26 protein-coding genes are annotated in these 26,240 nt (G+C 62.6%); 12 read left to right on the top strand and 14 right to left on the bottom strand.

Annotation, left to right across the window (positions count from 1 at the left end):
• Positions 1-46: 46 nt before the first annotated feature.
• From QRM57_RS04075 to QRM57_RS04065, 3 genes are read right to left on the bottom strand one after another with little or no spacing between them, the layout of a single operon-like run.
• The gene (locus QRM57_RS04075; protein ID WP_257368106.1) at positions 47-898 is read right to left on the bottom strand and encodes a transglutaminase family protein; all 852 of its coding nucleotides are present in this window, start codon (positions 896-898) and stop codon (positions 47-49) included.
• Entirely contained in the window at positions 895-1,821 is a 927-nt protein-coding gene (locus QRM57_RS04070) for an alpha-E domain-containing protein (protein ID WP_144648266.1), read from the bottom strand. Before QRM57_RS04070 ends, QRM57_RS04075 begins: the two co-directional genes overlap by 4 nt.
• A gap of 58 nt (positions 1,822-1,879) precedes the next feature.
• Positions 1,880-3,436: a circularly permuted type 2 ATP-grasp protein gene (locus QRM57_RS04065; protein ID WP_257368107.1), complete on the bottom strand. Its 1,557-nt coding sequence runs from the start codon at positions 3,434-3,436 to the stop codon at positions 1,880-1,882.
• Between the two features lie 111 nt (positions 3,437-3,547).
• Here QRM57_RS04065 and QRM57_RS04060 point away from each other — a divergent pair, with 111 nt between their 5' ends.
• Positions 3,548-4,594: a YeiH family protein gene (locus QRM57_RS04060; RefSeq protein ID WP_284985676.1), complete on the top strand. Its 1,047-nt coding sequence runs from the start codon at positions 3,548-3,550 to the stop codon at positions 4,592-4,594.
• 4 nt (positions 4,595-4,598) lie between these two features.
• The gene (gene pepN / locus QRM57_RS04055) at positions 4,599-7,205 is read left to right on the top strand and encodes an aminopeptidase N (RefSeq protein WP_284985675.1); all 2,607 of its coding nucleotides are present in this window, start codon (positions 4,599-4,601) and stop codon (positions 7,203-7,205) included.
• 19 nt (positions 7,206-7,224) lie between these two features.
• Here the strand turns inward: pepN and lplAB are convergent, their stop codons facing one another.
• From lplAB to QRM57_RS04030, 5 genes are all read right to left on the bottom strand, one after another.
• On the bottom strand, positions 7,225-8,325 hold the full coding sequence (gene lplAB / locus QRM57_RS04050; RefSeq protein ID WP_284985674.1) for a lipoate-protein ligase LplAB: 1,101 nt from the start codon (positions 8,323-8,325) through the stop codon (positions 7,225-7,227).
• Positions 8,326-8,411: 86 nt separating this feature from the next.
• Entirely contained in the window at positions 8,412-8,669 is a 258-nt protein-coding gene (locus QRM57_RS04045; protein WP_017200906.1) for a type B 50S ribosomal protein L31, read from the bottom strand.
• 141 nt (positions 8,670-8,810) lie between these two features.
• The gene (locus QRM57_RS04040) at positions 8,811-9,620 is read right to left on the bottom strand and encodes a TrmH family RNA methyltransferase (RefSeq protein WP_284985673.1); all 810 of its coding nucleotides are present in this window, start codon (positions 9,618-9,620) and stop codon (positions 8,811-8,813) included.
• 6 nt (positions 9,621-9,626) lie between these two features.
• Entirely contained in the window at positions 9,627-10,412 is a 786-nt protein-coding gene (locus QRM57_RS04035; protein ID WP_284985672.1) for a sulfite exporter TauE/SafE family protein, read from the bottom strand.
• A 17-nt stretch (positions 10,413-10,429) separates the two neighbouring features.
• Positions 10,430-11,215 (bottom strand): ABC transporter ATP-binding protein, encoded by a 786-nt coding sequence (locus QRM57_RS04030; protein ID WP_257368113.1) that lies wholly within the window; start codon positions 11,213-11,215, stop codon positions 10,430-10,432.
• A gap of 111 nt (positions 11,216-11,326) precedes the next feature.
• Between QRM57_RS04030 and serB the strand changes: the two genes are divergently transcribed.
• Positions 11,327-12,220 (top strand): phosphoserine phosphatase SerB, encoded by an 894-nt coding sequence (serB, locus tag QRM57_RS04025; RefSeq protein WP_284985671.1) that lies wholly within the window; start codon positions 11,327-11,329, stop codon positions 12,218-12,220.
• 232 nt (positions 12,221-12,452) lie between these two features.
• Positions 12,453-13,082 carry a hypothetical protein gene (locus QRM57_RS04020; protein ID WP_284985670.1) on the top strand — a complete coding sequence of 210 codons (630 nt, stop codon included), beginning with the start codon at positions 12,453-12,455 and terminating at the stop codon, positions 13,080-13,082.
• A 91-nt stretch (positions 13,083-13,173) separates the two neighbouring features.
• Here the strand turns inward: QRM57_RS04020 and QRM57_RS04015 are convergent, their stop codons facing one another.
• The 3 genes from QRM57_RS04015 to QRM57_RS04005 all read right to left on the bottom strand — a co-directional run bounded on the left by QRM57_RS04015 (position 13,174) and on the right by QRM57_RS04005 (position 16,497).
• Complete coding sequence (locus tag QRM57_RS04015) at positions 13,174-14,673, bottom strand: ATP-binding cassette domain-containing protein (RefSeq protein ID WP_284985669.1); 1,500 nt, start codon at positions 14,671-14,673, stop codon at positions 13,174-13,176.
• A 236-nt stretch (positions 14,674-14,909) separates the two neighbouring features.
• Positions 14,910-15,662, bottom strand: coding sequence for an SDR family oxidoreductase (locus tag QRM57_RS04010; protein ID WP_235521760.1), 753 nt, complete (start codon positions 15,660-15,662; stop codon positions 14,910-14,912).
• 109 nt (positions 15,663-15,771) lie between these two features.
• Entirely contained in the window at positions 15,772-16,497 is a 726-nt protein-coding gene (locus QRM57_RS04005; protein ID WP_235521759.1) for a beta-ketoacyl-ACP reductase, read from the bottom strand.
• Between the two features lie 151 nt (positions 16,498-16,648).
• Between QRM57_RS04005 and QRM57_RS04000 the strand changes: the two genes are divergently transcribed.
• Genes QRM57_RS04000 through QRM57_RS03985 form a run of 4 tightly spaced genes read left to right on the top strand, consistent with a single transcriptional unit; the run spans position 16,649 to position 18,756 of the window.
• Positions 16,649-17,149, top strand: a complete 501-nt coding sequence (locus tag QRM57_RS04000) for a DUF3099 domain-containing protein (RefSeq protein WP_284985668.1) — start codon at positions 16,649-16,651, stop codon at positions 17,147-17,149.
• A complete protein-coding gene (locus tag QRM57_RS03995; protein WP_257368119.1) occupies positions 17,146-17,421 on the top strand; it encodes a hypothetical protein in 276 nt (91 codons plus the stop codon). The genes QRM57_RS04000 and QRM57_RS03995 overlap by 4 nt, the downstream gene beginning before the upstream one ends.
• On the top strand, positions 17,422-18,288 hold the full coding sequence (locus tag QRM57_RS03990) for an SURF1 family cytochrome oxidase biogenesis protein (RefSeq protein WP_257368120.1): 867 nt from the start codon (positions 17,422-17,424) through the stop codon (positions 18,286-18,288).
• A complete protein-coding gene (locus tag QRM57_RS03985; protein ID WP_284985667.1) occupies positions 18,289-18,756 on the top strand; it encodes a YbaK/EbsC family protein in 468 nt (155 codons plus the stop codon). It abuts the gene before it with no gap.
• A 7-nt stretch (positions 18,757-18,763) separates the two neighbouring features.
• Here QRM57_RS03985 and QRM57_RS03980 read toward each other — a convergent pair whose 3' ends face one another.
• Positions 18,764-20,362 (bottom strand): ABC-F family ATP-binding cassette domain-containing protein, encoded by a 1,599-nt coding sequence (locus QRM57_RS03980; RefSeq protein ID WP_211712652.1) that lies wholly within the window; start codon positions 20,360-20,362, stop codon positions 18,764-18,766.
• A gap of 293 nt (positions 20,363-20,655) precedes the next feature.
• On the opposite strand from QRM57_RS03980, the gene QRM57_RS03975 reads away from it, so the two are divergent.
• Genes QRM57_RS03975 through QRM57_RS03965 form a run of 3 tightly spaced genes read left to right on the top strand, consistent with a single transcriptional unit; the run spans position 20,656 to position 22,676 of the window.
• Positions 20,656-21,276: a biotin transporter BioY gene (locus QRM57_RS03975; protein ID WP_284985666.1), complete on the top strand. Its 621-nt coding sequence runs from the start codon at positions 20,656-20,658 to the stop codon at positions 21,274-21,276.
• An 18-nt stretch (positions 21,277-21,294) separates the two neighbouring features.
• Complete coding sequence (locus QRM57_RS03970) at positions 21,295-22,044, top strand: energy-coupling factor ABC transporter ATP-binding protein (RefSeq protein WP_284985665.1); 750 nt, start codon at positions 21,295-21,297, stop codon at positions 22,042-22,044.
• On the top strand, positions 22,041-22,676 hold the full coding sequence (locus tag QRM57_RS03965) for an energy-coupling factor transporter transmembrane component T family protein (RefSeq protein WP_284985664.1): 636 nt from the start codon (positions 22,041-22,043) through the stop codon (positions 22,674-22,676). Before QRM57_RS03970 ends, QRM57_RS03965 begins: the two co-directional genes overlap by 4 nt.
• Here QRM57_RS03965 and QRM57_RS03960 read toward each other — a convergent pair.
• Both QRM57_RS03960 and QRM57_RS03955 read right to left on the bottom strand, forming a co-directional pair.
• A complete protein-coding gene (locus QRM57_RS03960; protein ID WP_284985847.1) occupies positions 22,665-23,849 on the bottom strand; it encodes a thiolase family protein in 1,185 nt (394 codons plus the stop codon). The genes QRM57_RS03965 and QRM57_RS03960 overlap by 12 nt on opposite strands.
• A gap of 10 nt (positions 23,850-23,859) precedes the next feature.
• Complete coding sequence (locus QRM57_RS03955) at positions 23,860-25,251, bottom strand: class I adenylate-forming enzyme family protein (protein WP_284985663.1); 1,392 nt, start codon at positions 25,249-25,251, stop codon at positions 23,860-23,862.
• A gap of 61 nt (positions 25,252-25,312) precedes the next feature.
• On the opposite strand from QRM57_RS03955, the gene ypfJ reads away from it, so the two are divergent.
• Positions 25,313-26,218 carry a KPN_02809 family neutral zinc metallopeptidase gene (ypfJ, locus tag QRM57_RS03950; protein ID WP_284985662.1) on the top strand — a complete coding sequence of 302 codons (906 nt, stop codon included), beginning with the start codon at positions 25,313-25,315 and terminating at the stop codon, positions 26,216-26,218.
• Positions 26,219-26,240: the final 22 nt, after the last annotated feature.

Genomic DNA, 26,240 nt, shown 5'->3' with positions numbered 1-26,240 from the left:
AAGGCCCTTAAGAGTTCTTCTTAAGGGCCTTGGCTATAAGGGGCTTCTACGCGAGACGGGTGATCTCCACCGAAACGGAGAGCCCAGAGCCTCCGCCGCCGGAAAGGATTCCCTTCAGCGGAGGAACGTCTCGGTAGTCGCGGCCCCTCGCGACAGTGACGTGATAGTCGCCGGCCGGTTTGTGGTTGGTGGGGTCCCAGCTGCGCCATTCGCCGTCCCACCATTCCAACCAGGCGTGCGACTGTCCGGCTACTGTTTCCCCGATGTCAGCCGAGGACCGCGGGTGGATGTAACCGGACACGTAGCGGGCCGGGATGCCGCTGCAGCGCAGGGCTCCAATGGCAAGGTGGGCCAGGTCCTGGCACACACCCTGGCGCTGCGACCACGCCTGCTCGGCATTCGTCGTCACGCCGGTGGTGCCCTTCATGTAGGTCATCTCGCCAGCCATCCACTCGAACACCGCCAACGCCGCCTCATGGGGGTTCTTTCCTTCGACAATGCCGGGAACAATGTCGAGTACCTCTTCACCGGGGCCGCTCAACCGGGACTGGGGCAGCCAGTCGCTGAATTCGTCCTGGATCTTGTCCGAGGCGATGACGTCCCAACCAACAATGTCGTCCTCCGTTGCCACGCGCTCACTGCGGTGGACCTCCACAGTGGCCGTTGCAAGCACTTCCAGGCTTTCGTGCGGCATCTGCATATCGAAGGCCGTGACCCGGGTGCCCCAATAGTCGCGGTAGGTGCTCACGGAAGCCTGGTTCGGTGAGACCTTCAGGGACGCTTCCAGGACCACCTGCTGTCCGTCCGTCAACGGGGTCATCCGGGCCTCGTTGTAGGACAGGGTCACGCGGCGGTTGTACTTGTAGGCCGTCTTGTGGACGATGCTCAGCCGGGTCATGAAACTTCTCCCACCCAGGCGTGTTCATCAGCCTGATTGAAGTACTTACGGGAAATGGCATCAGAAGCCTGTGTCACGGCCTTCTGCACACGTTCCATGTGCTCGGGCAGTTCAGACATGAGGTCATCGGTGCGGTGGAACTCAAGGAAGGTCCGGGCCTGGCCCACGATCCGCCGGGCGTCGTTGATGAAACCAACGCGCTGCGCCGAGGGGTCCAGCTTGGCAAGGCACTCATCGGCGTCGCGCAACGCGTACACGATCGAGCGGGGAAACAAGCGGTCCAGGAGCAGGAATTCGGCTGCATGCTGGTCGCCGAAGGCTGCCCGGCGGGTGCGGATGAAGGATTCGTAGGCACCGGCACAGCGCAGCATGTTGACCCAGGACATACCAGCCGACTGGACATCACGGGTGGACAGCATGCGGGCGGTCATGTCGGCACGCTCAAGGGAGCGCCCCAGCACCATGAACAGCCAGCTTTCGTCGTGGCTGACGGTCGTATCAGCCAGTCCTCGAACCATCGCGGTCCGTTCAAGCACCCAGTTGCAGAAACGGTATGTCCCAACGACGTCCTTGCGGTGCTGGTTGAGGCCGTAGTACGTCGTGTTGAGGCTTTCCCACAGGGATTGCGAGACGGTCTCCCGGGCACGCCGCGCGTTTTCCCGGGCTGCCCCGAGGGAACCGGCGATCGAGGAGGCGCTCTGCTTGTCGTAGGCCAGGGCATGGAGCAGTTCAGGCAGGCCGAAGTCCTCGCTCTGGGGTTTGGCGCCCATGACGGCGAGCAGTTCCCGCGCCACGCTGCGCTGCTCCTCGAGGGGAAGGTGGTTCAGGCGCTCCAGGTGCACGTCAAGGATCCGGGCAGTACCGTCGGCGCGTTCTACGTAGCGTCCGATCCAAAAGAGTGACTCAGCAATACGGCTCAGCATGGAACTGTGCCTCCTTCACGTGGTGCCTGTCGTAGTTCAAGTAGTTGGTGGAGGGGTTTCACTGCTGTTGCTCCGTCTGCCGGTCGCGCCAGTTGCTTTCGACAGGCCACACAGAAACCTGCTCACGCACGGTCACGGACTGGCGCGGGATGAACTCGGCAGGCAACTCCGGTGAATTGGCCAGCACCCAGGTGTCCTTGGAACCACCGCCTTGGCTGGAGTTCACAATCAGGGACCCTTCCTTCAGCGCAACCCGGGTCAGGCCACCGGGCAGGACCCAGACGTCGTCGCCGTCGTTCACGGCAAACGGACGCAGGTCCACGTGGCGGGGACCGAACTTGTCGCCCGAAAGGGTCGGCACCGTGGAGAGCTGCAGGACAGGCTGGGCGATCCACCCGCGGGGATCGGCGATCACGCGCTTGCGCAAGGCATCCAGTTCGTCCTTGGAGGCGTCCGGGCCAATAACAAGTCCCTTGCCGCCCGAGCCGTCAACCGGCTTGACCACCAGTTCATCGAGGCGGTCCAGAACATGCTCCCTGGCTTCCTTTTCCTCGAGTCGGAAAGTGTCGACGTTGGCGATGATCGGCTCTTCGTGGAGGTAGTACCGGATCAGGTCAGGCACGTAACTGTACACGAGCTTGTCATCGGCTACGCCGTTGCCTACTGCGTTGGCGATGGTGACTCCGCCCGCGCGGGCAGCGTTGACCAATCCGGGGCAACCCAGCATCGAATCGGAGCGGAATTGGAGGGGATCGAGGAAGTCGTCATCGATGCGCTTGTAGATCACGTCCACACGCTGTTCACCGGCGGTGGTCCGCATGTAGACGCGGTTGCCACGGCAGATGAGGTCGCGCCCTTCCACCAGTTCCACACCCATCAGGCCTGCGAGGAGGGTGTGCTCAAAGTAGGCGCTGTTGAAGACGCCCGGAGTCAGGACAACAACCGTCGGATCGTCGACGCCGGCCGGTGCTGTTTTGCGCAGGGCCGAAAGCAGCCGCCGGGGGTATTCCTCCACGGGCCTGATGTGCTGCTGGCCGAACGCTTCAGGTAGGCCCTTTGCCATGGCCCGGCGGTTTTCCAGGACGTAGCTTACGCCCGACGGGACACGGACGTTGTCCTCCAGCACGCGGAATGTTCCGGCAGCATCGCGGACGACGTCGATACCCGAGACGTGCACACGGACCCCGCCGGACGGTTCGAAGCCGTGGACCGCCCGGTGGAAGTGCGCGCTGGTGGTGACGAGCTGCCGTGGGATCACGCCATCGGCCACCACCGCCATGCGTCCGTAGACGTCGTTGAGGAATGCTTCAAGGGCCTTTACACGCTGGGCGACACCGCGTTCCAGGACGTCCCATTCGTCGGCCGGGATGACGCGGGGAACAATATCGAGCGGGAAGGGCCGCTCCTCCCCCGCATAGTCGAAGGTCACTCCGCGGTCCAGGAAGGTGCGGGCCATGGAGTCCGCCCTGGCGGTGACATCCGCCAGGGAAAGCTCGCGCAAGGCACCGGAAACCTGACCGTAGGATTTTCTGGCTACGTGGCCCGGGGCAAACATCTCGTCGTAGGCGCCACTGCGGGCGGCGGCCTCGGAGTAATCCTGGAATAGGTCAGACATGGGAATTAGACAATCACCTTTTCGAGTCGAGCGCATTTCGCGTTGATTGTGTCGCTGTTTCCGGGAACCCCCGGTTCGCCTTTCCGTGCCCCCATCCGGCAGGGTTGAGGCATGCCCTTCAAGAGTCCCGCTTCCCAGCTGTCCCGGTTGGGGCCGGGATTGGTCCTGTGCTTCGCCGCAACGGGCCTTGCCTTCACCATCCACGCGGTCTTGCCAGCTGTTCCAGCAATGACTCTCGCTGTTGCCTTGGGCTTGCTCTCAGCAAATATACCGGGCACCTCTGTCCTCACTGCAGGGCGCGCCCGCCCGGGCCTGGACTTCGCCGGAAAGCACCTCATGCGGGCCGGAATCGTGCTGCTGGGCCTCAAGGTCAGCATTCAGGATGTGCTGGGACTGGGCTGGTTGTCCCTGGTCCTCATAGCCGGTGTGGTGCTGGTCAGCTTTGTGGGCACCTATGGGTTGGCCCGCTTACTGCGGCTGCCTGGCGAGACCGCCCTGCTGATCGCCACGGGCTTCTCCATCTGCGGCGCCTCGGCTATCGGCGCGATGGCTGCTGTGCGGCGCATCAGGCATCAGGACACTGTGCTCCCGGTGGCGCTCGTAACGCTATGCGGCACCCTTGCCATTGGCGTGTTGCCCCTCCTCATGCACCCCCTGAACCTGAACCCGGAACAGTTTGGGGCATGGACCGGCGCTTCCGTGCACGATGTGGGCCAGGTGGTGGCCACGGCGCAAACTGCGGGGACGGCGGCCCTGGCGATCGCCGTCGTCGTGAAATTGACGCGGGTTGTCCTGCTGGCTCCGGTAGTGGCGGCGGCGGGACTGCATCAGCGCGTCGACCATGTGCGGAAGCGGGCCAATGGTGCCGGCCAGGATGACGGGACCGACGGTAAGTTCCCGCCTATCGTTCCGCTTTTTGTGCTCGGCTTCCTTGCCATGGTCGCTGTGCGATCCGTGGGCTGGGCTCCCCCGGCGGTCCTGGAAGGAGCCGCCCTGGTCCAGGACATCCTGCTCGCATCGGCGCTTTTCGGACTGGGATCCGCCGTGCGCGTCCGCACGCTGATCCACACGGGTGGACGCGCGGTGATGGTGGCCCTGGGCTCTTGGCTGCTCATCGCATCGCTGGGCCTGGTTGCTGCCTGGATCATGATTAGATAGCCGTGTGTCGAATCACAATCTGTCGCGCGACGAAGCCGCAACCCGCTCAGCCCTGATCACCACCCACAGCTACGACGTCATCCTCGATGTCCGCGACGCGGCAGATCCCGCAGTCGCCGGCTATCCGAGCACCAGCACCATCACTTTCTCCGCCGAGCCCGGCTCTGCGACGTTCCTGGACTTCATCAGCGGCGGCGTGCAGTCGGTGGTGCTGAACGGCCAGGCCCTGGACGTCGATGCGGTGGTGGACCGGGACCGGGTCATCCTCGAAAACCTCGCTGCGGACAACCAGGTGACGGTATCCGGAACGGCACTCTACAGCCGATCCGGGGAAGGCATGCACCGCTTCGTGGACCCTGCTGACGGGCAGTGCTACCTCTACACCCAGTACGAACCGGCAGACAGCCGCCGCGTCTTCGCCAACTTCGAACAGCCGGACCTCAAAGCCGAGTTCACCTTCCACGTGATCGCGCCTGCTGGCTGGGAGGTCGCGTCCAATGGCGTGGAGGCCGCGCGGACACCCTTGGTGGATGACCCCAAAGCGGCCCAATGGGACTTCGAAACCAGCAAGCGGATGTCCACGTACATCACCACGGTGCTGGCCGGGCCATACTTCAAAGCGACGGACCACTGGGGAGCAACGCTCGACGGCGACACCCGGCTTGAGGTGCCGCTGGCACTTTACTGCCGCGCCTCATTGGCAGACGCTTTCGACGCCGACGAGCTGTTCCGCTTGACCAAGAACGGGCTGGAGTTCTTTAACGCCCTCTTCGACTATCCCTACCCATGGGGCAAGTACGATCAGGCATTCGTGCCCGAATACAACCTCGGGGCCATGGAAAATCCCGGACTGGTCACCTTCACGGAAAAGTATGTCTACGCCTCGCGGGCCACCGACGCCCAGTACCAGGGACGCGCCAACACCCTGATGCACGAGATGGCCCACATGTGGTTCGGTGACCTCGTCACAATGAACTGGTGGGACGACCTCTGGCTCAAGGAGTCGTTCGCTGACTACATGGGAACCCTTGGTGTGGATCGTGCCACTGACTGGGAATCCGCATGGGTGAACTTCGCCAGCAAACGCAAGGCTTGGGCGTACCTGCAGGACCAGTTGCCCACCACCCACCCGATCGTGGCTGACATTCCGGACCTAGAGGCGGCCAAGCAGAACTTCGACGGCATCACCTACGCCAAGGGCGCTTCGGTCCTGAAACAGTTGGTTGCCTACGTCGGTTTTGACGCCTTCATCGCCGGATCACGCCAGTATTTCCGCGACCACGCCTACGGCAACACCTCCCTGAAGGACCTGCTGGAAGCGCTAAGTGCCTCCTCTGGCCGGGACCTGTCCGGTTGGGCGCGCCAATGGCTGCAGACTTCCGGAATCTCCACCATTTCAGCCGGGATTGTCGAAGACGACGGGACGCTGGGCGCGGTGACGCTCCAACAGGACGCCATCGACCCCATCACAGGGCACCAGGAACTCCGCCCCCACCGCATGCGGCTTGGCTTGTATGACCCCAACGCAGACGGTGCCCTTGTCAGGACCGAAAGTATCGAAATTGATGTGGAGGGTCCCAGCACCCTGGTGGCCGAGCTGAACGGCAAGCTCCGGCCTGCCCTGCTGTTGGTCAACGATGACGACCTGAGCTATGCAAAGATCAGGCTCGATCCCGGATCCGAACACACGGTGAGGTCTTCGCTGGACAAGATCCAGGACCCCATGGCCCGGGCACTGTGCTGGACGGCGCTTTGGGATTCGGCCCGCGACGGCGTCACCCCTGCAGCCCGGTATGTCGCCGCGGTGGAACAGTTCGCTCCGGCCGAAACCGGCATTGGAGTCCTGCTCAATGTCCTGGGCAACGCCTCCACCGCCATTGAGCGATTCGTGCCTGCTAAGACGCGGGACGGTGTCCGCAAGGACTTCCTGGCCGTTGCTGCCGCACAGTTGAAGGCTGCCCCAGCGGGGTCGGACCAGCAACTCGCCTGGGCCAGGACACTCTCGGATGTCTCGCGGCATGGCGACTCTGAGCTCTCCCTGCTGCGCAGCATCCTTGACGGCAGCGTTGTCATTGACGGACTCGCAGTCGACGCAGAACTGCGCTGGAGCCTGTGGCAGGCCCTGGCAGCCCACGGACAGGCGTCGCAAGCTGAGCTCGACCGGGAACTGGAAGCGGACAAGACGGCCTCAGGACGTGAGGGCCACGCTCTTGCCTCGGCGGCCCGCCCAGACCCTTCGGTGAAGGCCGCGGCATGGGATTCGGCGGTCCTGGGTACCGGACTCTCCAATGAAATCCTGAGCGCGACCATTGCAGGCTTCGCCACGGCCCCGGCTGCCCTGTTGCAACCCTACGTGGAACCGTATTTCGATTGCCTTGAAAAGGTGTGGGCAGAGCGAAGCATTGAAATTGCCGGAAGGATTGTCCGCGGACTGTTCCCGGCCGCCCAGGACCTTGGCGACGGCATGGAACCTGCCCGGCACCCGGTGGTGCTCCGCACCGACGAATGGCTGGCCGAACATGGTGACGCTCCGCGTGCGTTGCGGCGCATCATTATCGAGCAGCGCAGCCACCTGTTGCGTGCCCTGACTGCGCAGGCCGCCAAGGGCTAGGACGGCGGAATAGAACCCGTCAGGGAACCCGGTTCAGCCATTCGTCCGTGCCGAACTTCGCGTCAACCCGTTTTCGGGCTTCATCGAGCTCCGCTTCACTGAGCCGGGACTCGACTGCGCCATAGCGCTCGGTAAAGACTTCCTGCATGGCCTTGAGGATGGCGGACCGGGCCAGGCCGGTCTGCCGACGCAAGGGATCCACGCGCTTCTTGGCACTCCGGGTTCCCTTGTCGGACAACTTCTCCATGCCGATGCGCAGAACCTCCACCATCTTGTCGGCGTCGATGTCGTAGCTCATGGTGACGTGATGGAGCATGCCCCCGTTGGCAAGCCGCTTCTGTGCTGCTCCGCCGATTTTGCCCTGCTCCGTTGCAATGTCGTTGAGCGGGACATAGAAAGCGTTGATGCCGAGCTTCTCCAACGCGGCCATGACCCAGGAGTCAAGGAAGGCATAGGAGTCCGCGAAACTGATGCCGTCCACCAGTGTCTGCGGCAGGTACAGCGAATACGTGATGCAGTTTCCTGCCTCCATGAACATCGCTCCCCCGCCGCTGATCCTGCGCACCACGGTGATGCCGTGCCGGGACACGCCGTCGGGGTCCACTTCGTTACGCACTGACTGAAAGCTGCCAATCACCACGGAGGGCTCTTCCCAGTCCCAGAACCGCAGCGTCGGGTTCCGCAGCCCGGCACCGACCTCCTCAGTGAGGACTTCGTCCAGGGCCACGTTGACCTCGGTTGGCAGGACCGTCGGTGGGATGACTTCCCATTGGTGGTCTGACCAGCCGGTGGCCTTGGACAAGGCCCGCCGGACTGTTATGGCCACGGCTTCTGCGGAGAAGCCGAACAGTACGGCACCTTCAGGCAAGCCCGCGGTTACGGCCGCGGCAATGTCCGCTGCCGTTGACGTGCCCGGCAGTCCTGTCAGTGCCTTGTTGATGTCCTGCAGGGCCTCGTCGGGCTCCAAAAAGAAGTCTCCGCTCAGGGAGACATTGGCGAAGTGGCCGTTCGCCACCTCAAGGTCAACCACCACCAGTTTTCCGCCGGGAACCTTATATTCGCCGTGAAGGCGGGTGTCGTCGTCGTGGTTCCGGGTTTCAGGCGTGGGCTGGGAAGTCATGCTCTCCATCTTGCCGGAAAACGCAAAAGCCCGCATTGCCGGAATTCCAGCAATGCGGGCCTCTGTAAAGACTCGGGGTGAAGTGGTTACTTCTTGCCGCCGAAGCCCTTGAAGCGAGCGTTGAAGCGCTCGACGCGGCCAGCGGAGTCCATGATGCGCTGCTTGCCCGTGTAGAACGGGTGGGACTCCGAAGAGATTTCGACGTCGATAACCGGGTAGGTGTTTCCGTCTTCCCACTCGATGGTCTTCGAGGAAGACACGGTGGACTTGGTCAGGAACTGCGTACCGGAGGCCAGGTCGTTGAAGACAACAGCTTCGTACTTCGGGTGGATATCAGACTTCATAATGGGACCTTTTGTTCACGCAACTGGATTTTGCCAGCTGCCAGGTATGAATGGAGGTGGTCCGTCACTGGAAAGTGGATATTCCAGCGGCTGGGCCAACAACCAATCATAGCGGAAACGTCCATGCCATACGAACCGGCTTCAGTCCCGCGGACGGAGTTCCCAGAACGCCACTGCCGAGGCAGCGGCCACGTTGAGTGAATCGACGCCAGCGCGCATCGGGATTTTGACGGCGAGATCGACGGCGGCGAGCGTTTCCTCGCTCATGCCCGCGCCTTCGGTACCAAGGACCAGGGCAAGTTTGGGGATCTGCCGGGCGGCCAGATCGTCGAGGTCTACCGCATCCTCCGTCAGCTCCATGGCGGCCACGGTGAAGCCCTGTTCCTTCAGACGGGACAAGTCATCCGGCCAGCTTTCCAAGCGCGCCCACGGGACCTGGAAGACCGTGCCCATGCTCACGCGGACGCTGCGCCTGTACAGCGGATCACCGCACCGTGGCGAGACCAGGACTGCGTCGACACCCAGCGCTGCCGCCGACCGGAAGATTGCGCCCACGTTGGTGTGGTCCACGATGTCCTCCAGCACGGCCACCCGCCGGGCTTTCGCGAGGAGTTCTTCCAAGGGAACAGGCGCTGGCCGGTGCATGGCTGCCATCGCTCCGCGGTGGAGGTGGAACCCGGTGATCTGCTCCAGCAGGTCGGCCTTGCCAATGAAAACCGGTACGTCGGGGTATTGCCGGAAAACGTCGTCGAGGTCCGCCAACCACTTTTCGGCAAGGAAGAAAGAACGAGGCTGGTGTCCCGCAGCCAGCGCCCGGCGGAGTACCCGGGAGGATTCGGCGATGTACATGCCCTCCTCCGGCTCGCGGAGTTTGCGAAGGTGGACGTCGGTGAGGGTGGTGTAGTCCGTGACGCGTGGATCATCTGCGGACTCTAGGTAGTGAAAGGTCACAGGGGATTACTTCAGCAGGTTGGCGATCATGAAGCCCAGTGCAACGAGGCCGAGCGCGAAAATGACGGCCCGCAGGACTTTCGGGGAGAGCTTCCGCCCCACTTTCGAACCGATGAGTCCGCCGATGGTGGAACTCACGGCAATGATCAGGACAAAGAACCATTCGATGCGGTCAAAGGCGAAAATCAAGTAGGAAACGGCGGCGACCATGTTGACGCCAAGGACCAAGATGTTCTTCATGGCATTCGCGTTCTGCATGGTTCCCGAGAGGAAGACCCCCAGGATTCCCACCAGGAGAATCCCCTGGGCTGCGACGAAGTAGCCACCATAAACACCGGCAAGGTACACGAGGACCACCAGCAGTACGCCGTGGCTTCGATCGCGGATCGCATGCTCGGGGTTTTGTTCCCTGCTGCGCACCCAGCCCTGCAGCTTGGGCTGGAAGACCACCATCAGCAGTGCCACCACCAGCAGCACAGGGGCGACGTAGTGGAACACCTTCTCCGGCAGGTGCAGCAGCAGCCAAGCCCCGGTTATACCGCCCAGCAACGAGGCCGGCAACAGTTTCATCAACTGCCTGCCGCGACCGGCAAGCTCGCGCCGATAGCCCCATGCACCGGCGGCGTTGCCCGCTACCAGGCCCATGGCATTGCTCATGGAGGCAACCACCGGCGTCACACCAATGGCAATAAGTACAGGGAAGGTCACCAACGTGCCGGAGCCGACCACCGCATTGATGGTTCCGGCCCACAAGCCCGCGAAGAAGACCAGGATGTCGTTAAGGATTTCCATTGTGGTTTCGGGTCTGCCTATCGGCGGGCGACGGCCGTGTAGCGGCCGGCGTTTTCGGTAACGTTCAGGGGCAGGCCGAAGGTGTTGCTCAGGTGTTCGTCAGTCAACACTTCCTTGATGGGACCCGCGGCCACGACACCGCCTTCGCGCAGGAGCATGGCGTGGGTGAAGCCCGGGGGCACTTCTTCAAGGTGGTGGGTCACCAGGACCATGGCAGGGGCGTCCTCGTCGCTGGCGAGCTCGCCGAGCTTGTGGACGAGTTCTTCGCGGCCCCCCACATCCAGGCCGGCTGCAGGTTCGTCGAGGAGAAGCAGTTCAGGATCGGTCATGAGTGCCCGGGCAATCTGGACGCGCTTGCGCTCCCCTTCGGACAGGGTGGCAAAGGTGCGGTTAAGCAGCGGGCCCATTCCCCAGTCGTTGAGCAGGCGGAAAGCACGACGTTCGTCGTCGCGTTCGTAGCCTTCCCGCCAGCGGCCGGTTACGCCATAGGCTGCCGTGACCACCACATTGAGCACGTTCTCGTGTTCCGGGATTTGGGTCGCAAGTGCTGCGGACGACAGTCCGATCCTGGGACGCAGTTCAAAGACGTCGACGCGTCCAAGAACTTCGTCGAGAATCCCTGCCTGGCCGCTGCTGGGGTGCAGTCGCGCTGCGGCAATCTGGAGGAGGGTCGTCTTGCCGGCGCCGTTGGGGCCCAGGATGACCCAGCGTTCGCCTTCGTTGACCTGCCAGTCAACCTTGTCCAGCAGGGTCTTTTTGCCTCGGACAACGCTGACGGAAGCCAATTCCAGAACATCACTCATAGCAGTAGACACTAGGACAAAAATCCACATGACTGATAACCGGTTGCGGCGCATGCCCGGTGACATGAAATGAATTCGGGCGGGTGCGGCGCCCTCAGTAGGATTGGGGCCATGACTTCGAACTTGGCTGCGGTCAGCTATGGCGTGAACTTGACCGCCGAATCCCTGGAAAATATCCGCTTTGCCCTGGCTGGCGCCGGCGTCACAGTGTCGTCCGAATCACACTCCGCAGATGAGCGCTTCGCCGTTCACACAGTGGAACTCACGCCTCTGGAGGATGCGGCCTCGGACCTCGCCGGCGTGCGACGCAAGGTAGCTGAGGTGGCAGGCCCTGGAGTTGATACGGCCATTGTTCCCCAGGGGCTGCGGCAGGCAGCGCGGAAGCTGCTCATCATGGATGTCGACTCAACTTTGATCCAACAGGAAGTCATCGAGCTTTTGGCCGCCCATGCAGGTAAACGGGAGGAAGTCGCTGCTGTCACAGAGGCAGCCATGCGGGGCGAGCTCGACTTCGCACAGAGCCTCCACGCGCGGGTTGCAGTGCTCGCCGGGCTGCCTGCCGCCGTCGTCGATTCCGTCCGGGAAGAAGTTCGCCTCAGCCTCGGTGCGGCTGAACTGGTTGCGGCGTTCAAGGCCGCCGGCCACACCGTGGCCGTTGTGTCAGGTGGGTTCAACCAGATCCTTGAACCGATTGCGGGCGGGCTGGGCCTGGATTACTGGATCGCCAACGAGCTGGAAATTGTCGACGGCGCGTTGACCGGCAAGGTACTCGGCGCGGTTATTGACCGCGCTGCCAAGGAGAAATACCTGCGCGAATGGGCCGCTGCCGAGGGCATCAGCCTGGAGCACACCATTGCGGTGGGTGATGGCGCCAACGACCTGGACATGCTGGGTGCAGCCGGGATCGGCATTGCCTTCAATGCCAAACCGGCCGTTCGCGCCGTGGCGGACGCCGCCATCAACATGCCGTATCTGGACGCAGTCCGGCACATCGCCAACGTCTAGGTCGCCGGAGTCTTCCCTGGCTACTGCCCTATTTGCCATGAGATTGAAAGCGCATAAGTGTAGGCGCCTTGCATTTCATGACGGTGAATTCGCACTAATTTATTCGATTGTCACCCGATCGCATTAAATGTCCAGGGGAATATGCTGCGCCCAATTCCGTATGTGAGGATGGAAACTTCAAAAGGACATCCGTTATGCAATAACGGTCCGGGATGAAGGAAGTGCAGGGCAGGTGGTGGACCGTTCGGGACGCACATGGAAGTGGTGGAAGCGTAATGACGGTCTGGACGCCGGCGAATTGACGTCCTTTGCCGCAGAAGAAAGTCCGACACCACTTCATGAATTCCTCGGGGTCGAACCTCAAGGGGACGAACTGCCGGCAGCGGAGGTGTTCGAGCCTGGATCTTCCAGCGGAACGCCTCTATACCAGGAGACCCGAACCATGTACTTCACGGATTCCGGCCATGACGAAACAGAACAGGAAGAATCCATTATGAGCTCACTTGATGACGCCATGAAGCAACTGCTGTCCATAGAGGGCGCTACAGGGGCAGCCATCGTTGACTACTCCAGCGGAATGGCCCTGGCGCAGGGCGGAAACCCCGGCTTCGACCTCGGGGTGGCCGCGGCCGGCAACTCCAACGTGGTCAGTTCAAAACTGCGAACCATGGCGGATCTGAAGCTGGACAGCAACATCGAAGACATCCTCATCACCCTGGGCACCCAGTACCACCTGATCAACGTCCTGAACTCTGAAGGCTCCAAAGGCCTTTTCGTGTATTTGGTGCTTGATCGCACGTACGCGAACCTGGCCCTGGCACGCCACAAACTCAGCAGCATATCCAAGGGCGTCAGTATCTAGCGCCTGCGTTTTGAACGGGAGAGGACGGCCGCGTACACCGCGACCGTCCTTTTTCGCCATCAGTAACCTATTCCGGATAACCGGCTGCGGATCAGGTCATGACCCGCCGCGCGTCTCTGGTCCCCGACTCGAACTTCACGCCCAGCATGTGGTGGACCAGGACGTCCTCGTTCGTGTTGGCATTGGCCTCAATGGTGACCAGCTCGCCCTCGCGCATCACCCCGATCCGGTGGCACCAGCCAACCAACTCCGACAAATCCGACGACAACAGAATGATCGCGACCCCGAGCTCGCTGAGTTCGCTCAGCATCTCGTAGACGACTTCCTTGGCGCCAATGTCGATGCCGCGGCTGGGGTGGCTGAGAATCAGCACATCGCAGCCGGCACTCATCCATTTGGCCAGCTGCACCTTTTGCCGGTCACCTCCGGAAAGAGTGTCCAAGGCACCGTGGATGTTGGTGGTGTTGATGCGCATGCGTCGAACCACCTCAACCACGCTCCTCAACGTGGCGATCTCCTCCTCCAGGTCCCCGCTCGGGCTGCCGCTGCTCTGAAGGCCTTCCGTTATGCTGGCATCGGTCGGCGCCGATTCGGCCGTATCTGAGAGGTAACCGATCTTTAGCCTCGCTGCGTCGTGGATCCCGCGGATCTCCACGCGCTCACCCCGGATGCGGATCTCGCCGGAGGTGCTTGGATGTACGCCTGCCAATGCCTCGACCAGCTGATAGACGCCGGAGCGATGTGTTCCCACAAGGCCGAAAAACTCTCCCTTGGAGACGTCAAAGGAGACTCCCCGCACGGCGTCATCGACGCTAAGGTCGACCACGCGCAAGGCCTCCCCTGTGTCTGATCGCCCGGTGGGCCTGACGTTGCCCTCCAACTCGTGATTGAGGAGCAGGAACGCCAGTTCGTCTACGTTGGTCTGGCTGGCTTCCAGGACTTTATGGACCCTGCCATCCCTGAGCACAGCGATGCGGTGGGCGATGGAACGGACCTCATCCAGGCGATGGGTGATGTAGATAATTGCGCGGCCTTGCCTGGTCAGCATGCGCAGGACCTGATGAAGGACGGCAACATCGTGGTCCGGAAGTGACGCGGCAACCTCGTCCATGATGACCAACTGGGCTTCTTCGGCAACCATCCTGAGAACTTCCACAAGAGCCTGCTCGGCGCGGATCAGGGTGCCCACCTTGGCGTCCGGATCCATGGTGACGCCGATGTCCCGGATGAGTTCGGCGGCCCGGCCACGGAGTTCTTCATGGCGCTTGCCGCCCTGGAATGTTCCTCGAAAGATTGCCTTGGCGATGGTCAATTCAGGGTCCAGCCGGAAGTTCTGCGGGATGAGCCCGACGCCGCAAGCTCGCGCTTCCTCTGCGGACTCGGGCCGATACTTCTCGCCCGCCAGCATGATGTGGCCGGCCTGGTGTTGATGGGTCCCTGCGAGGACGCCCATGAGCGTTGTTTTTCCGGCACCGTTGGTTCCGATCATGCCGAGAATTTCGCCGCGATTCAGCGAAAGGCTGACCCCATTGAGGATTTGCCGTTGTTCATAGGACGCATGGATATCATCCGCATGCAGTAGTAAGTCCAAAGAAACTCCTGTGTGACAGGCCTCGAAGGAGGCGCTTTTCAGAGTCAATCAGACGCCCGGAACAAATGCAAAAGGAAAAGCGCAAAACAGATTTTTGAAATTCGTGACGCGGTTTTTGGTGATATTTATCTAATTGTCATCGAGCATTCTTCTACCTCGAAATGCAGCCGGAGACTTAAAGCGGAACGGCCCGGGACGCTGTCCCGGGCCGTTCCGTATGTGGCGATCTACTGCTGCTACTCGCCTGACTTGTTGAAGTAGTCAGAGCCGCCAACGTATTCGGTGTGTCCCGATTCCACGTCGGCGGTAACCATTTTGGCAACCTCCGCGGCAAACTCCTGTACGGAGTAGAGCTTTCCGGCTTCGGCGCGGCGTGCTTCGATGGCACCTGGATTTGAACGGTCCAGGAGGGTGGCAGTCACTGTTCCTTCGATCATGTCACCGGAAACGACCACCAAGGAGATGCCCTTGTCGGCCAGGTTCGGCAGGAGGGCGCGCAGTGCGTCCTCGCCGGCACGCTTGCTCTTGGCAACGGGCTCGTATTCGGGCATCGTGGGCACGGTTTCCACAAAGTGGGCCTGGTGGCTGGTGACGAAGACAACCCGCGAGCCCTCCGGCATCAGCGGCACAGCGGCATTGAGCATGTTGACCTGGGCGTCGCGGTTCAATTTGAGCGCGTAGCCTTCCTCCATGCCGGATTCCATGCCGCCCGAAGCATTGAGCACCAGGATGTCCAAGGAGCCGAATTCCTCCATCGCGGTGCTGGCCAAGGCGTGTACGCCTTCGTCCGTGGTGAGGTCCGCTCCCACGGCCGCAGCCCGGCCGCCAGCCGCCTGGATGTCAGCTACAACCTTGTTGGCGCGGGGCGCCTTTTGGCGGTAGTTGACGACGACGGCGGCACCCTCGCCAGCGAGGATCTTGGCAACTTCCGCGCCGATACCACGGGAGGACCCCGTGACGATCGCGGTCTTGTTATCCAGCATTCCCATTCGTGCTCCTTTTGTTCACTTCATCCAAATTCCGTGGACTCGGTTTCCATCTTGCCAGTGGCACGGACCAAAGCCTTTGTCGCCCCCGGACAAAAAACTGCCGTAGTGGCTAGTGGCCCATTCCCAGTCCGCCGTCCACGGGGATGACAGCGCCTGAAATGTAGGCAGCCTCGTCGCTGGCTACCCAGCGGACGACGTCGGCTACTTCAGCTGCCTCCGCGAAGCGGCCGGCCGGAACGTTGGCCAGATACGACTTCTGCGTTTCTTCGGGCAGTTCCGCAGTCATGTCGGTATTGATGAAGCCCGGAGCTACGACGTTCGCGGTGATCCCGCGGCTACCGAGTTCGCGGGTCAGCGACCGCGCGATACCCACCATGCCGGCCTTGGACGCGGAGTAGTTGATCTGGCCAGGAGCGCCGTAGAGGCCCGACACGGACGAAATCAGGACCACGCGGCCCTTCCGCAAACGGATCATCCCCTTGGAGGCCCTCTTGATGACGCGGAATGCGCCGGTCAGGTTGGTGTCCAGAACCGACGTGAAGTCCTCTTCGCTCATGCGGAGCAGCAGGGTGTCCTTGGTGATCCCCGCATTCGCCACCAGCACCTCGACGGGGCCGTGCGCTTCCTCGATGATCTTGAATGCTGCATCAATCGAAGCTTCATCGGTCACGTCGGCTTTGACGCCCAGGATTCCCTCAGGCAGTTCTGTTTCACTGCGGTAAGTGACAGCGACCTTGTCGCCGTTGGCGAGGAAAGATTGGGCGATGGCGAGGCCGATGCCGCGGTTGCCACCGGTAATGAGGACGCTGCGGGGGGCCGATACTGCTTCAGACATACATATGCTCCAGGTTCCGCGGCATTCGGTGCCGCTGCGGCAGGGATTTTCCTTTGTCGATCTTATCCGCCATGCGCAGCAACCTGCGGGCATGAAGGGCCCTGCGCGGTTTGGGCGGCTACCGGCTTGGTGAGAGAATTGGAAGAGGCCTTTGGAGCGTGATGATTCAACTGTGACCCCAGGAAGCAGTCCCCTGCAGCAAGTGCCCGGAGATCCGGACGCTGTTTCCGGCGACCCCGAAGTCCACAGCATCACCGATGCGGCAGCTGCCCATTCCGAGGACATGCGCCAGCGCATGGCCAAGTATGCGATCGCCATGGGAATCCGCATGGTCTGCATCATCCTGATCTTTGTGGTGGACGGCTGGTTTAAGATCATCGCCATTGCAGGTGCTGTCTTCCTTCCTTGGATTGCCGTCGTCATCGCCAATGGCAGCGACAAGGCCGAGGTGCACAGCGAGTCCCTGCTGGATTACGTGGCGGTGCCGGAAATCGAAAGGCCATACCAAGCTGCGGACGATGGATCCGCAGACACGCCAACGGTGCTCCAAGGCGAGCTGGTGGATGATGATCCGCCGTCCCGCAGTGCCGAACACACCAGTGGCGAAGCAAGCGAGGCCGGGGAACCCGGCGATGAACAGGCGACTTCATGAATATCTTTAGCCTCGGCGGACCTGGTCTGTCGGACCAGGAATCCCGACAGGCCCAGGGACCGGCGACATGCTCGAGGAAGGGATGCCGTGCCGGTGCTGAGTGGCAGCTTCTGTGGAACAACCCACGCATCCATACTCCGGAGCGGCGGAAAGTGTGGCTCTCCTGCGGGGAACACCGGGAGTGGCTGGAAGACTACCTTCAGACCCGCGGCCTGTGGAAGGAAACCGTGCCCTTCGTGGCCCACCAGGACCCTGCGAACGAGGCCGGCTGAATGTACCGTTTCCTTTTCTCCAGCAAATGGCTGGGGTATTTTGTCCTGGCCGTGATTTTTGCCACCGCATGCGTCTTCCTGGGGCGTTGGCAAATGGACCGCCGGGCCGAGACCCTTGCCGAAATCAACCGCGTGGTCAGCAATTACTCAGCGACCCCCATCCCTTTCTCTGAGATCAGTGACCAGTTCCGTGCCCTGGACCCCGAACGCGAGTGGACACAGGTCCAGCTACGGGGCAGCTACGACCTCGACGGGCAGCGCGTTGTCCGTAACCGTCCGCTGAATGGCCAGCCGGGCTACGACGTCGTGGTTCCCTTCCGGCTTACCACCGGCGAGACCGTGGTGATTGACCGTGGCTGGTTGCCTATCGGCAACAATACGCCCGGCCGACCCGACGTCGTGCCGGCTCCTCCGGCAGGCGAAGTCACCGTAGTCGCCCGGCTGAAACCTGCCGAGCCGAAGCTTGACCGCGGTGCCGTGGATGGGCAGCTCGCCTCAATCGACCTTGCCGGCTTCGCCAAAGAACTCCCGTACCCCATCGCCACGGGAGCCTACGGGCAGTTGGCCAGTGAGGACCCTGCGGTGCAACCGATGCCCACGCCGTTCCCGAAGCCGGCCACGGAAGAGGGTACGCACCTTTCCTACTCCTTGCAGTGGTTCGCTTTCGGTGTGCTGATGTTCATCGGTTTCGGCTATGCCGCACGCCAGCAGGCACGCAACGCGGCAATCGACGCCGAAGAGGAAGAGGACGACGGGATCATTGCCGCCGGCGGGACACCCAAGCCCCGCACCCCGGCGGCGCGAAAGAACAAGAGGCCCACGTCCGAAGAAGAGGAAGACGCCATCCTTGATGCCCAAGGCTACTGAATGATTCCGGATACTGTACTGAACGTAAAGGCGGCGTTGACCGCGGCGGGGGCCCAGGACACTATCCGCATCTTTGCGGACAAGGTTCCCACGGCGGCCGCCGCTGCTTCCGTGTTGGGCTGCGACGTCGCCGCAATCACCAACAGCCTGATCTTCGAGCTCGACGGCGCTCCCCTGCTGATCCTTGCCAGCGGCGCCGCCAAGGTTGATACAGCATTGGTTGCAGCACAGTTGGGTACGGGTAAGATCCGCCGCGCCACACCGGAATTCGTGCTGGAGCACACCGGCCAGGAAGTAGGAGGTGTAGCCCCAGTGGGCCACCCTAAGAAACTCCGAACCATCCTGGACAGTTCGCTGCGGGAATACCCACTGCTCTGGGCAGGAGCCGGAGACCACAACTCCATGTTCTCCATCAGCTACCAAGAGCTGGCGCGCGTCACCGACGCCGAACCCTTGCAGGTCCGCTAGGCGACGCTTACGCCAGCGTGATCAAGTCCAGGTAGTCCTCGTTCCAGTGGTCCTCAACGCCGTCCGGAAGCAGCACTACGCGTTCCGGGTTCAGCGCCGATACGGCACCTTCGTCGTGGCTGACCATGACGACGGCGCCGCTGTAGTTCTTGAGCGCGCCCAGGATTTCGGCGCGGCTGGCGGGGTCGAGGTTGTTGGTGGGTTCGTCCAGCAGCAGAACGTTGGCGCTGGAGGCAACGATGGTGGCCAGGGCCAGGCGCGTCTTTTCTCCACCCGAGAGCACACCGGCGGGCTTGTCGACGTCGTCGCCCGAGAAGAGGAATGAACCCAGGATGCCGCGGACTTCGGCGTCCTTCATGTCCGGCGCCGATGAGCGCATGTTCTCGAGAACGGTGCGATCAACATCCAGGGTTTCGTGCTCCTGGGCGTAGTAGCCCACCTTGAGGCCGTGCCCGGGGATGATGTCACCTGTGTCGGGCTTGTCGACTCCGGCGAGCATGCGCAGCAGGGTGGTCTTGCCGGCACCGTTGAGGCCCAGGATAACCACCTTGGAGCCGCGGTCGATGGCCAGGTCCACATCAGTGAAGATTTCCAGCGAGCCGTAGGACTTGCTGAGTCCTTCGGCCGTGAGAGGGGTCTTGCCGCACGGTGAAGGATCCGGGAAGCGCAGTGCTGCTACGCGATCGTTCTCACGGACAGCTTCCAGGCCGCTGAGGAGCCGCTCGGCACGCTTGGCCATGTTCTGGGCTGCTACTGCCTTGGTGGCCTTGGCCCGCATCTTGTTCGCCTGGTCGATCAGGACCTGGGCCTTCTTTTCGGCGTTGGCACGTTCGCGCTTGCGGGCGCGTTCATCCGTTTCACGCTGGAGCAGGTAACGCTTCCAGTCCATGTTGTAGTAATCGATCTGGGCGCGGTTGGCATCAAGGAGGTAGACCTTATTGACGGTGGCCTCGAGCAGGTCCGTGTCGTGGCTGATCACGATCAGGCCGCCCTGGTGGTTCTTCAGGAAGTCCCGGAGCCAGGTGATGGAGTCGGCATCCAGGTGGTTGGTGGGTTCGTCCAGGAGCAGGGTTTCTGCGTCGGAGTATAGGATTCGTGCCAGTTCCACGCGGCGGCGCTGTCCACCGGAGAGGGTTTTCAACGGTTGGTTCAGGAGGCGGTCCGGCAACGCCAGGTTAGAGGAGATCGCCGCGGCTTCGGCTTCGGCAGCGTAACCTCCGCCTGCCAGGAATTCTGCTTCGAGACGGTCGTAACGGCCCATGGCTTTACGCTGGACGGCGGCGTCCTCGCTGGCCATGTCCTCGTGTGCCTTCTTGAGTTTGCCCACCACGACATCCAAGCCACGGGCGGAGAGGATGCGGTCGCGGGCGAGCTGCTCCATGTCAGGCGTCCGCGGATCCTGCGGCAGGTAGCCGATCTCGCCGCTGCGGGTTACCTTGCCGCCAGCAGGGAGCCCTTCGCCTGCGAGGACGCGGGTCAGAGTGGTTTTGCCGGCACCGTTGCGCCCAACGAGGCCAATCTTGTCCCCTTTGTCCACCCGGAAGTTAACCTGGTCCATGAGCAGGCGTGCGCCGGCGCGGAGTTCGAGGTCCTGGACGGTAATCAATTCGGGTGATGCCTTTCAATGGGGAACGCCTGCGGGGACCGGTGGGCCCGGTCAGGTGCGGAGCCTGACAGCTGCGGCGGGGTGGGCTGTGAGAACAGCCTGTTCAAGTCTACCGGTACCCCGGCCGGGGACTGGCATTTGCCCGCCCAGCGAAATTTTGGGGCACCCTTCAAAGAATCCGCGGCGTGCGTTGTGGGAAGGCTCCAAAATGAGGGTCCCGTGGCGTCCGTACCCTCGAATGCAGGGGGAAGTTCCGCACACACCGCATCGCATCACACCTGATTGGACCCTTCATGAGCCAGACCGACTCTGCCACAGCGCAGCTCACTACTGCACCCGCCCGTCGGCGATGGACCGCTACTGACATCGGCCTTATCGCTGTCTTCGCAGCGCTCGTCGCAGCCTCCTCGATCGTCCCCGGAATCCCGATAGGAGCATTGGGAGTCCCGATCACCTTGGTGACCCTCACCGTGATGCTTAGCGGACTGGTGTTGGGTGCTGGACGCGGGTTCGCCGCCGTCGGGCTTTATGTCCTGCTCGGCCTGGCAGGGTTGCCCATCTTCAGTGGTGGACGCAGCGGCTTGGGGATCCTGGCGACGCCTTCCGCAGGCTACATTGTGGCCTTCCCCTTGGCCGCTGCCGCTACCGGCTACCTGGCCGCCGTCGTGATCCGCCGGACGGTGAAGTACCGGGGGCTGTGGCTTTTCGCCGCCGCCATGGTCAGCAGCGTCGTCATCATCCACGGTCTCGGTGTACTGGGCATGATGGTGAACGGCAAACTCGACTTTGGCAAGGCTTTCGTTGCCGACCTTGCCTTCTACCCGGGAGACATCCTCAAGAACGTGCTGGCCGTGGTCATTGCACTTGCTATCCACAAGGCCTTTCCTGATGTCCTGGTCCGTCGGGTCAAGTAGGCCAGGAACTATCACCGCATGAATTCCATCCATTTCGACGGCGTCTCGGTACGCGTTTCGGTTGACGGCAGCGACACTGCCAAGACCCTGCTGCATGACATTTCGCTGGAGCTCACTGAGCGGCGCATTGGCGTCATAGGGGCCAACGGTTCCGGCAAGTCCACACTGCTGCGCCTGCTCAATGGCTTGGTTGCACCCAGCGAGGGCAGGATCGTAGTCCACGGCGATGACACCGTGGCAAACGTTCGAAGGGTTCGGCGAAACGTGGGTTTCGTGTTTACCGATCCCCTGTCGCAGCTGGTCATGCCGACGGGCCGTGAAGACGTAGAGCTTTCACTCCGCCGTTCCGTCAAGAACTCCAAAGAACGCGCTGCCTGGGCCGAAACAGTCCTTACCCGTTTCGGCCTCCTGGGCCTGGCCGACCAGAGCATTTACGAACTTTCCGGCGGAGAACGGCAGTTGTTGGCGTTGGCGGCCGTGCTGGCGGTTGACCCCAAGGTGCTGGTCCTCGACGAACCATCCACGCTGCTGGACCTGCGCAACCGGGAGCTCCTTCGCCGCACCATCGCAGGCCTGGACCAGCAGGTCATCATGTCCACCCACGATTTGGACCTGGCGATGGATATGGACCGTGTCCTGGTTGTCGAGTCGGGCCGGATAGTGTTCGACGGCGATGCGGAAGAAGGCGTCGCACGGTACCGGATGCTTTGCGCGGCGGCGTTGGACGAGCTTCCGACCGGAAGCAGGACAGGCGACGTGCCGAGGTGAGGGGCCATGGTTTCCTGATCGCCAACTACGTTCCCGGGAAGTCCGTGATCCATCGCGCACCCCTGTTGCTGAAATTCCTGGTGGTGGCCGCCTGCGGGGCAGCATCCTTCCTGGTGGTCGACTGGGCCGTTTCCCTGGTGGTCTTCTGCATCATGTGTGGCCTGTTCCTGCTCAGCGGAGCAGGCCTGCGGCGACTTGCCGGAGCCATCCGGATGGTGGCGCCCATCGTGCTGGTCATTGGATTGTTCCAGTGGTGGCAACTCGGAGGATCCACGGCGGCCCGGATCGTCCTCAATATCCTGGTGTGCGTGGTGGCAGCATCCGTGCTCACGGCCACCACTCCGGTGCAGGACCTCCTGGATGGCGTTGTCTCACTGGCCAAGCCGTTCCGGCGCTTTGGAGCCGACCCCGAACGCTTTGCCCTGACCATCGCCGTGATGCTTCGGAGCATCCCGTTCATCGCCGGAGCTTTCGCCGATGTGCGCGACTCAGCCCGGGCCCGTGGCCTGGAGCGCAACCCCCGGGCTTTAGTGCTCCCTGTCTTCATCACTACCGTGGCGTACGCCCGGCAGACGGGCGATGCGTTGGCTGCCCGCGGCCTGGGTGAGCCGGAAGACCCGCTAGAGCCTTGAGTACCGCATAAGTGCCGCTGTTCCCATGCCGCCGGCGATGCTGATCATTGCCAGCCCCAAGGGCGACTCCCTCGACTGAAGGTACCGGCGGCGCGCCTGGGCCAGGAGGCGGGTCACCAGGACCGCCCCCGACGCACCGTAGGCGTGGCCCAGCGCCAAGGCTCCACCGTCCAGGTTCGCCCGTTGCGGCGCGATCCCCAGGTGGTCCAGGCAAGCAATAGTCTGGGCGGCAAACGCTTCATTGAATTCGATGAGGTCGACGTCGTCCGGTGCCACTCTGAGTTCCGACAGGAGCTTTTCGGCCGCGTAGGCAGCACCGACGCCCAGCAGTTCCGGATCTACACCGCTGGTATCGCAGCCCAAAACCAGCAAGCCGTCCTTCGCGCCCATGGCCCGTGCGCGCTTGAGGGAGGTAACGACGACGGCGGAGGCACCGTCCGCGTCGAAACACGAATTCCCTGCGGTGACTGTTCCTCCGGGCACGAAGGCTGCAGGGAACCTCGCCATCATCGGCGCGCGAAGCGAGGGGCGGGGACCATCATCGCGGGTCACCGACGTTTCCTGGCCCGCCAGGGAGACCATCTCGCTCACGAACCTGCCGTCTTCGGCGGCGCTGACCGCCCTCCGATGGCTGCGGAGTGCGTAGTCGTCCTGCCGTTCCCGTGACACGCCGCATTCCCGTGCCACGTTTTCGGCGGCCACCCCCATATCCGGGTCGCCGTACTGCATTGGCACAAAGGTGGCGCGCGAGTAGAAGTCCAGGCCGCCGTCGTCGTTCCTGTTGGCCCGGGCGGGAGCGGTACTGATGCTTTCGACGCCACCGGCAATATAGAGGGGGCCGCCGCCGGCTGCCACCAGCCGGGACGCCAACGCGATGGCGTCCAGTCCCGAGCCGCACTGCCGGTCCACCGTGAGTCCAGGAACCGAGATTGGCAACCCGGCCTGCAGCGCCGCGAAGCGCGCCACATTTCCTCCGCCGCCCACCGCGTTTCCGATGATGACGTCGTCAACCGCGGCGGCATCCACGCCCGCCGATTCAACCAATGAACGGATCACCGGTGCCAGGAGATCCGGCGCGCGGAAGTGCTTCACTTGGCCATTGGCGCGGCAAATGGGGGTACGGAGCGCCGCTATGATCACCGGTTGGAGGGACTCGTCCGCGTGCACGTTCATGGGTGCTGCGTCAGCCAAGGGGCTGCGCCCGCGGGTCGTGGTTCTTGATCCAGTCCAAAAGGACACCCCTGCTGATTTTGCCCCGGTCCGTCATGGGCAGCTCCGCGAGCACGAAGAACTGCAGCGGCCATTTGTCCCTTGCAAGCAGTCCGTCCAATCCGGTACGCAGCTGCGTCGCGGTGACGGCGCCGTAGGCAGGTACGACGCCGGCAATCACCTTTTGCCCGCGGATATCGTCAGGCGCCCCGGCAGCAACAGCCACTTCTATCCCCGGAACCGAGGCGAGGGCAAGCTCCACCTCGTGGGGGTAGACGTTCTTGCCGGCAGTAAGGATCATGTCTGAGCGCCGCCCCAGAATGTGGAGGATCCCGTCCTCCACATAGCCTTGGTCACCCACGGTGTACCAACCGTCCAGGCATCGCAGGGCCTGCCCGTCATCACCCCACAGGTAGCCGTTGCTGACCATTGCACTGCGCACGCTGATATTTCCGTGCCGGCCGTCGGGAAGGGACCGGCCCTTGTCATCCAGGATGCGCAGTTCCACGCCTGGAAACGGCTTGCCAATGCCGGTGCCGCCAGCGTCGAGCCGTTCGCCCGCAGGGAGCCGGGTACCGGACACGAAACTCAACTCCGAGGCGCCGTAGTACTCGTAAATTGCGGCATGCGGGGCCCATCGCCGGGCCGCTTCCAAGGTGCGGGCGTCCAACTTTGAACCAGCGCAAATGATGCTTCGAAGGCCCGATGCGTCAACGTCCCCCGCAAGGCCACGTTCGCTGAGCAGCCGCAGCATGGTGGGTGCAAGGACCAGGCGCGTGATGCCGTCATGGCTGATGGCGGAGTGTGCTTCACCCACGTCGAAGGAGTCAAGCGTGTGGAAGGCAGCTCCCGCGTACAGGCACTCCGAGAGGGCGTACAGGTTAAGGCTGGCTGACAATGGTCCCGGGGCCAATGTCCGGTCCGATGTTGTGAGGCCGAAGAACTCTATGGATGCTTCGAAGGACGCCTGCCACGAGCTGCGCGAACGCGTGAAGGCCTTCGGGATGGACGTGGTACCCGAAGTGAGGCCGATGAGGAACGTGCTGGAAGGATCGCCGTCTTCCAACCCCGTACCTTCCGCCGGGCCCGAATCCAGGATGCGCGCCGAGACTTCCTCGACCATGTGGGCCGGCCATTGCGGATCCAGGACAGCACACCGCCGTTTCCCGGCCACGGCCGCCGCATAACGTTCCACGAACCGCAATGAGTTGGGTTCGGCAAGAACAGTGGTGGCTCCCGCAGTGCCGAGCAGCGCTGCTGCGGCATCGCGGAGTCCGGCCCAGGTGAGCCCGGCATTTCCCACGACGACGGCGGTGTCGTGTGGGCGCTCATCGGCCCAGAGCTGAAGTTTGTCCAGGAAAGGCATCCAGCCAATTTTACGGCAGTGTCCAGCACCAAGCACCAAAAGTGACGTCTATTCTGACTGTATGAGTTTCAATGACGGTGCGCAGCTTGACCCTTCCCAGGTGGAAGACCGACGTGGCAGCGGGATGGGCCGCGGAACCAAGATCGGTGGTGGAATCGGTGGCGGCATTGTGGTGCTGCTCCTGGCCCTTTTCGGGATCAACCCCAGTATCCTGGGAGACCTGACGGGCGGCGGTACCCAACCGCCTGCCATCGAAAGCGGTACCGCGGGCGCGGGCGGCCTCCAGGAGTGCCAGACAGGCGCAGACGCCGACAAGCGACTGGATTGCCGGATCACGGGCACGGTGAACAGCCTCAATGCATTTTGGCCAACATATCTGGCCCAGTACAACGTGAAGTATTCCCGCCCCGGGACTGTCATTTTCAGCCAAGCAACCAACACTGGCTGCGGCCCCGCGACAACGGATGTGGGCCCTTTCTACTGCCCCACGGACGTGAAAGCCTATTTCGATCCCGGCTTCTTCGATGAACTGGTGACACGCTTCGGCTCCTCCGGCGGACCCTTGGCGCAGGAGTATGTGGTGGCCCACGAATTTGGACACCATGTGCAGAACCTCCTGGGCAACCTCGATAAGGCACAGCAGGACCCGCAGGGTCCCCAGTCCGGTGGTGTCAGGGTGGAACTGCAAGCCGACTGCTACGCAGGATTGTGGGTCCGGCACGCCACAACGCAAACCGATGCAAGCGGCAAGCCGTTCCTGGATCCCCTGACCGAGCAGGACCTGCAGGACGCCCTGTCGGCCGCCTCCGCCGTCGGCGATGACCGTATTCAAAAAGCGGCCACCGGGCGGGTATCCCCGGAATCGTGGACGCACGGTTCCAGTGCACAACGCCAGAAGTGGTTCTATCAGGGCTACACCACGGGTGACATCAACAAATGCGACACCTTCGGAGTTGCCGCTCCCTAGGACTTTCGCTGCTAACAAAAGA

Origin of the sequence: Arthrobacter sp. fls2-241-R2A-172, from assembly GCF_030208885.1 — a bacterium.
Taxonomy (GTDB): domain Bacteria; phylum Actinomycetota; class Actinomycetes; order Actinomycetales; family Micrococcaceae; genus Arthrobacter.
Note: the sequence above shows the minus strand (reverse complement) of the source record. Positions and strands in the feature narration are given on the sequence as shown.

Excerpts from the sequence above, each read along its gene's own strand:
- QRM57_RS04075 (WP_257368106.1), bottom strand. The coding sequence starts at position 898 with ATGACCCGGCTGAGCATCGTCCACAAGACGGCCTACAAGTACAACCGC.
- QRM57_RS04070 (WP_144648266.1), bottom strand. The coding sequence starts at position 1,821 with ATGCTGAGCCGTATTGCTGAGTCACTCTTTTGGATCGGACGCTACGTA.
- QRM57_RS04065 (WP_257368107.1), bottom strand. The coding sequence starts at position 3,436 with ATGTCTGACCTATTCCAGGATTACTCCGAGGCCGCCGCCCGCAGTGGC.
- QRM57_RS04060 (WP_284985676.1), top strand. The coding sequence starts at position 3,548 with ATGCCCTTCAAGAGTCCCGCTTCCCAGCTGTCCCGGTTGGGGCCGGGA.
- lplAB (WP_284985674.1), bottom strand. The coding sequence starts at position 8,325 with ATGACTTCCCAGCCCACGCCTGAAACCCGGAACCACGACGACGACACC.
- QRM57_RS04045 (WP_017200906.1), bottom strand. The coding sequence starts at position 8,669 with ATGAAGTCTGATATCCACCCGAAGTACGAAGCTGTTGTCTTCAACGAC.
- QRM57_RS04035 (WP_284985672.1), bottom strand. The coding sequence starts at position 10,412 with ATGGAAATCCTTAACGACATCCTGGTCTTCTTCGCGGGCTTGTGGGCC.
- QRM57_RS04030 (WP_257368113.1), bottom strand. The coding sequence starts at position 11,215 with ATGAGTGATGTTCTGGAATTGGCTTCCGTCAGCGTTGTCCGAGGCAAA.
- serB (WP_284985671.1), top strand. The coding sequence starts at position 11,327 with ATGACTTCGAACTTGGCTGCGGTCAGCTATGGCGTGAACTTGACCGCC.
- QRM57_RS04010 (WP_235521760.1), bottom strand. The coding sequence starts at position 15,662 with ATGGGAATGCTGGATAACAAGACCGCGATCGTCACGGGGTCCTCCCGT.
- QRM57_RS04005 (WP_235521759.1), bottom strand. The coding sequence starts at position 16,497 with ATGTCTGAAGCAGTATCGGCCCCCCGCAGCGTCCTCATTACCGGTGGC.
- QRM57_RS03995 (WP_257368119.1), top strand. The coding sequence starts at position 17,146 with ATGAATATCTTTAGCCTCGGCGGACCTGGTCTGTCGGACCAGGAATCC.
- QRM57_RS03990 (WP_257368120.1), top strand. The coding sequence starts at position 17,422 with ATGTACCGTTTCCTTTTCTCCAGCAAATGGCTGGGGTATTTTGTCCTG.
- QRM57_RS03985 (WP_284985667.1), top strand. The coding sequence starts at position 18,289 with ATGATTCCGGATACTGTACTGAACGTAAAGGCGGCGTTGACCGCGGCG.
- QRM57_RS03975 (WP_284985666.1), top strand. The coding sequence starts at position 20,656 with ATGAGCCAGACCGACTCTGCCACAGCGCAGCTCACTACTGCACCCGCC.
- QRM57_RS03970 (WP_284985665.1), top strand. The coding sequence starts at position 21,295 with ATGAATTCCATCCATTTCGACGGCGTCTCGGTACGCGTTTCGGTTGAC.
- QRM57_RS03960 (WP_284985847.1), bottom strand. The coding sequence starts at position 23,849 with ATGAACGTGCACGCGGACGAGTCCCTCCAACCGGTGATCATAGCGGCG.
- QRM57_RS03955 (WP_284985663.1), bottom strand. The coding sequence starts at position 25,251 with ATGCCTTTCCTGGACAAACTTCAGCTCTGGGCCGATGAGCGCCCACAC.
- ypfJ (WP_284985662.1), top strand. The coding sequence starts at position 25,313 with ATGAGTTTCAATGACGGTGCGCAGCTTGACCCTTCCCAGGTGGAAGAC.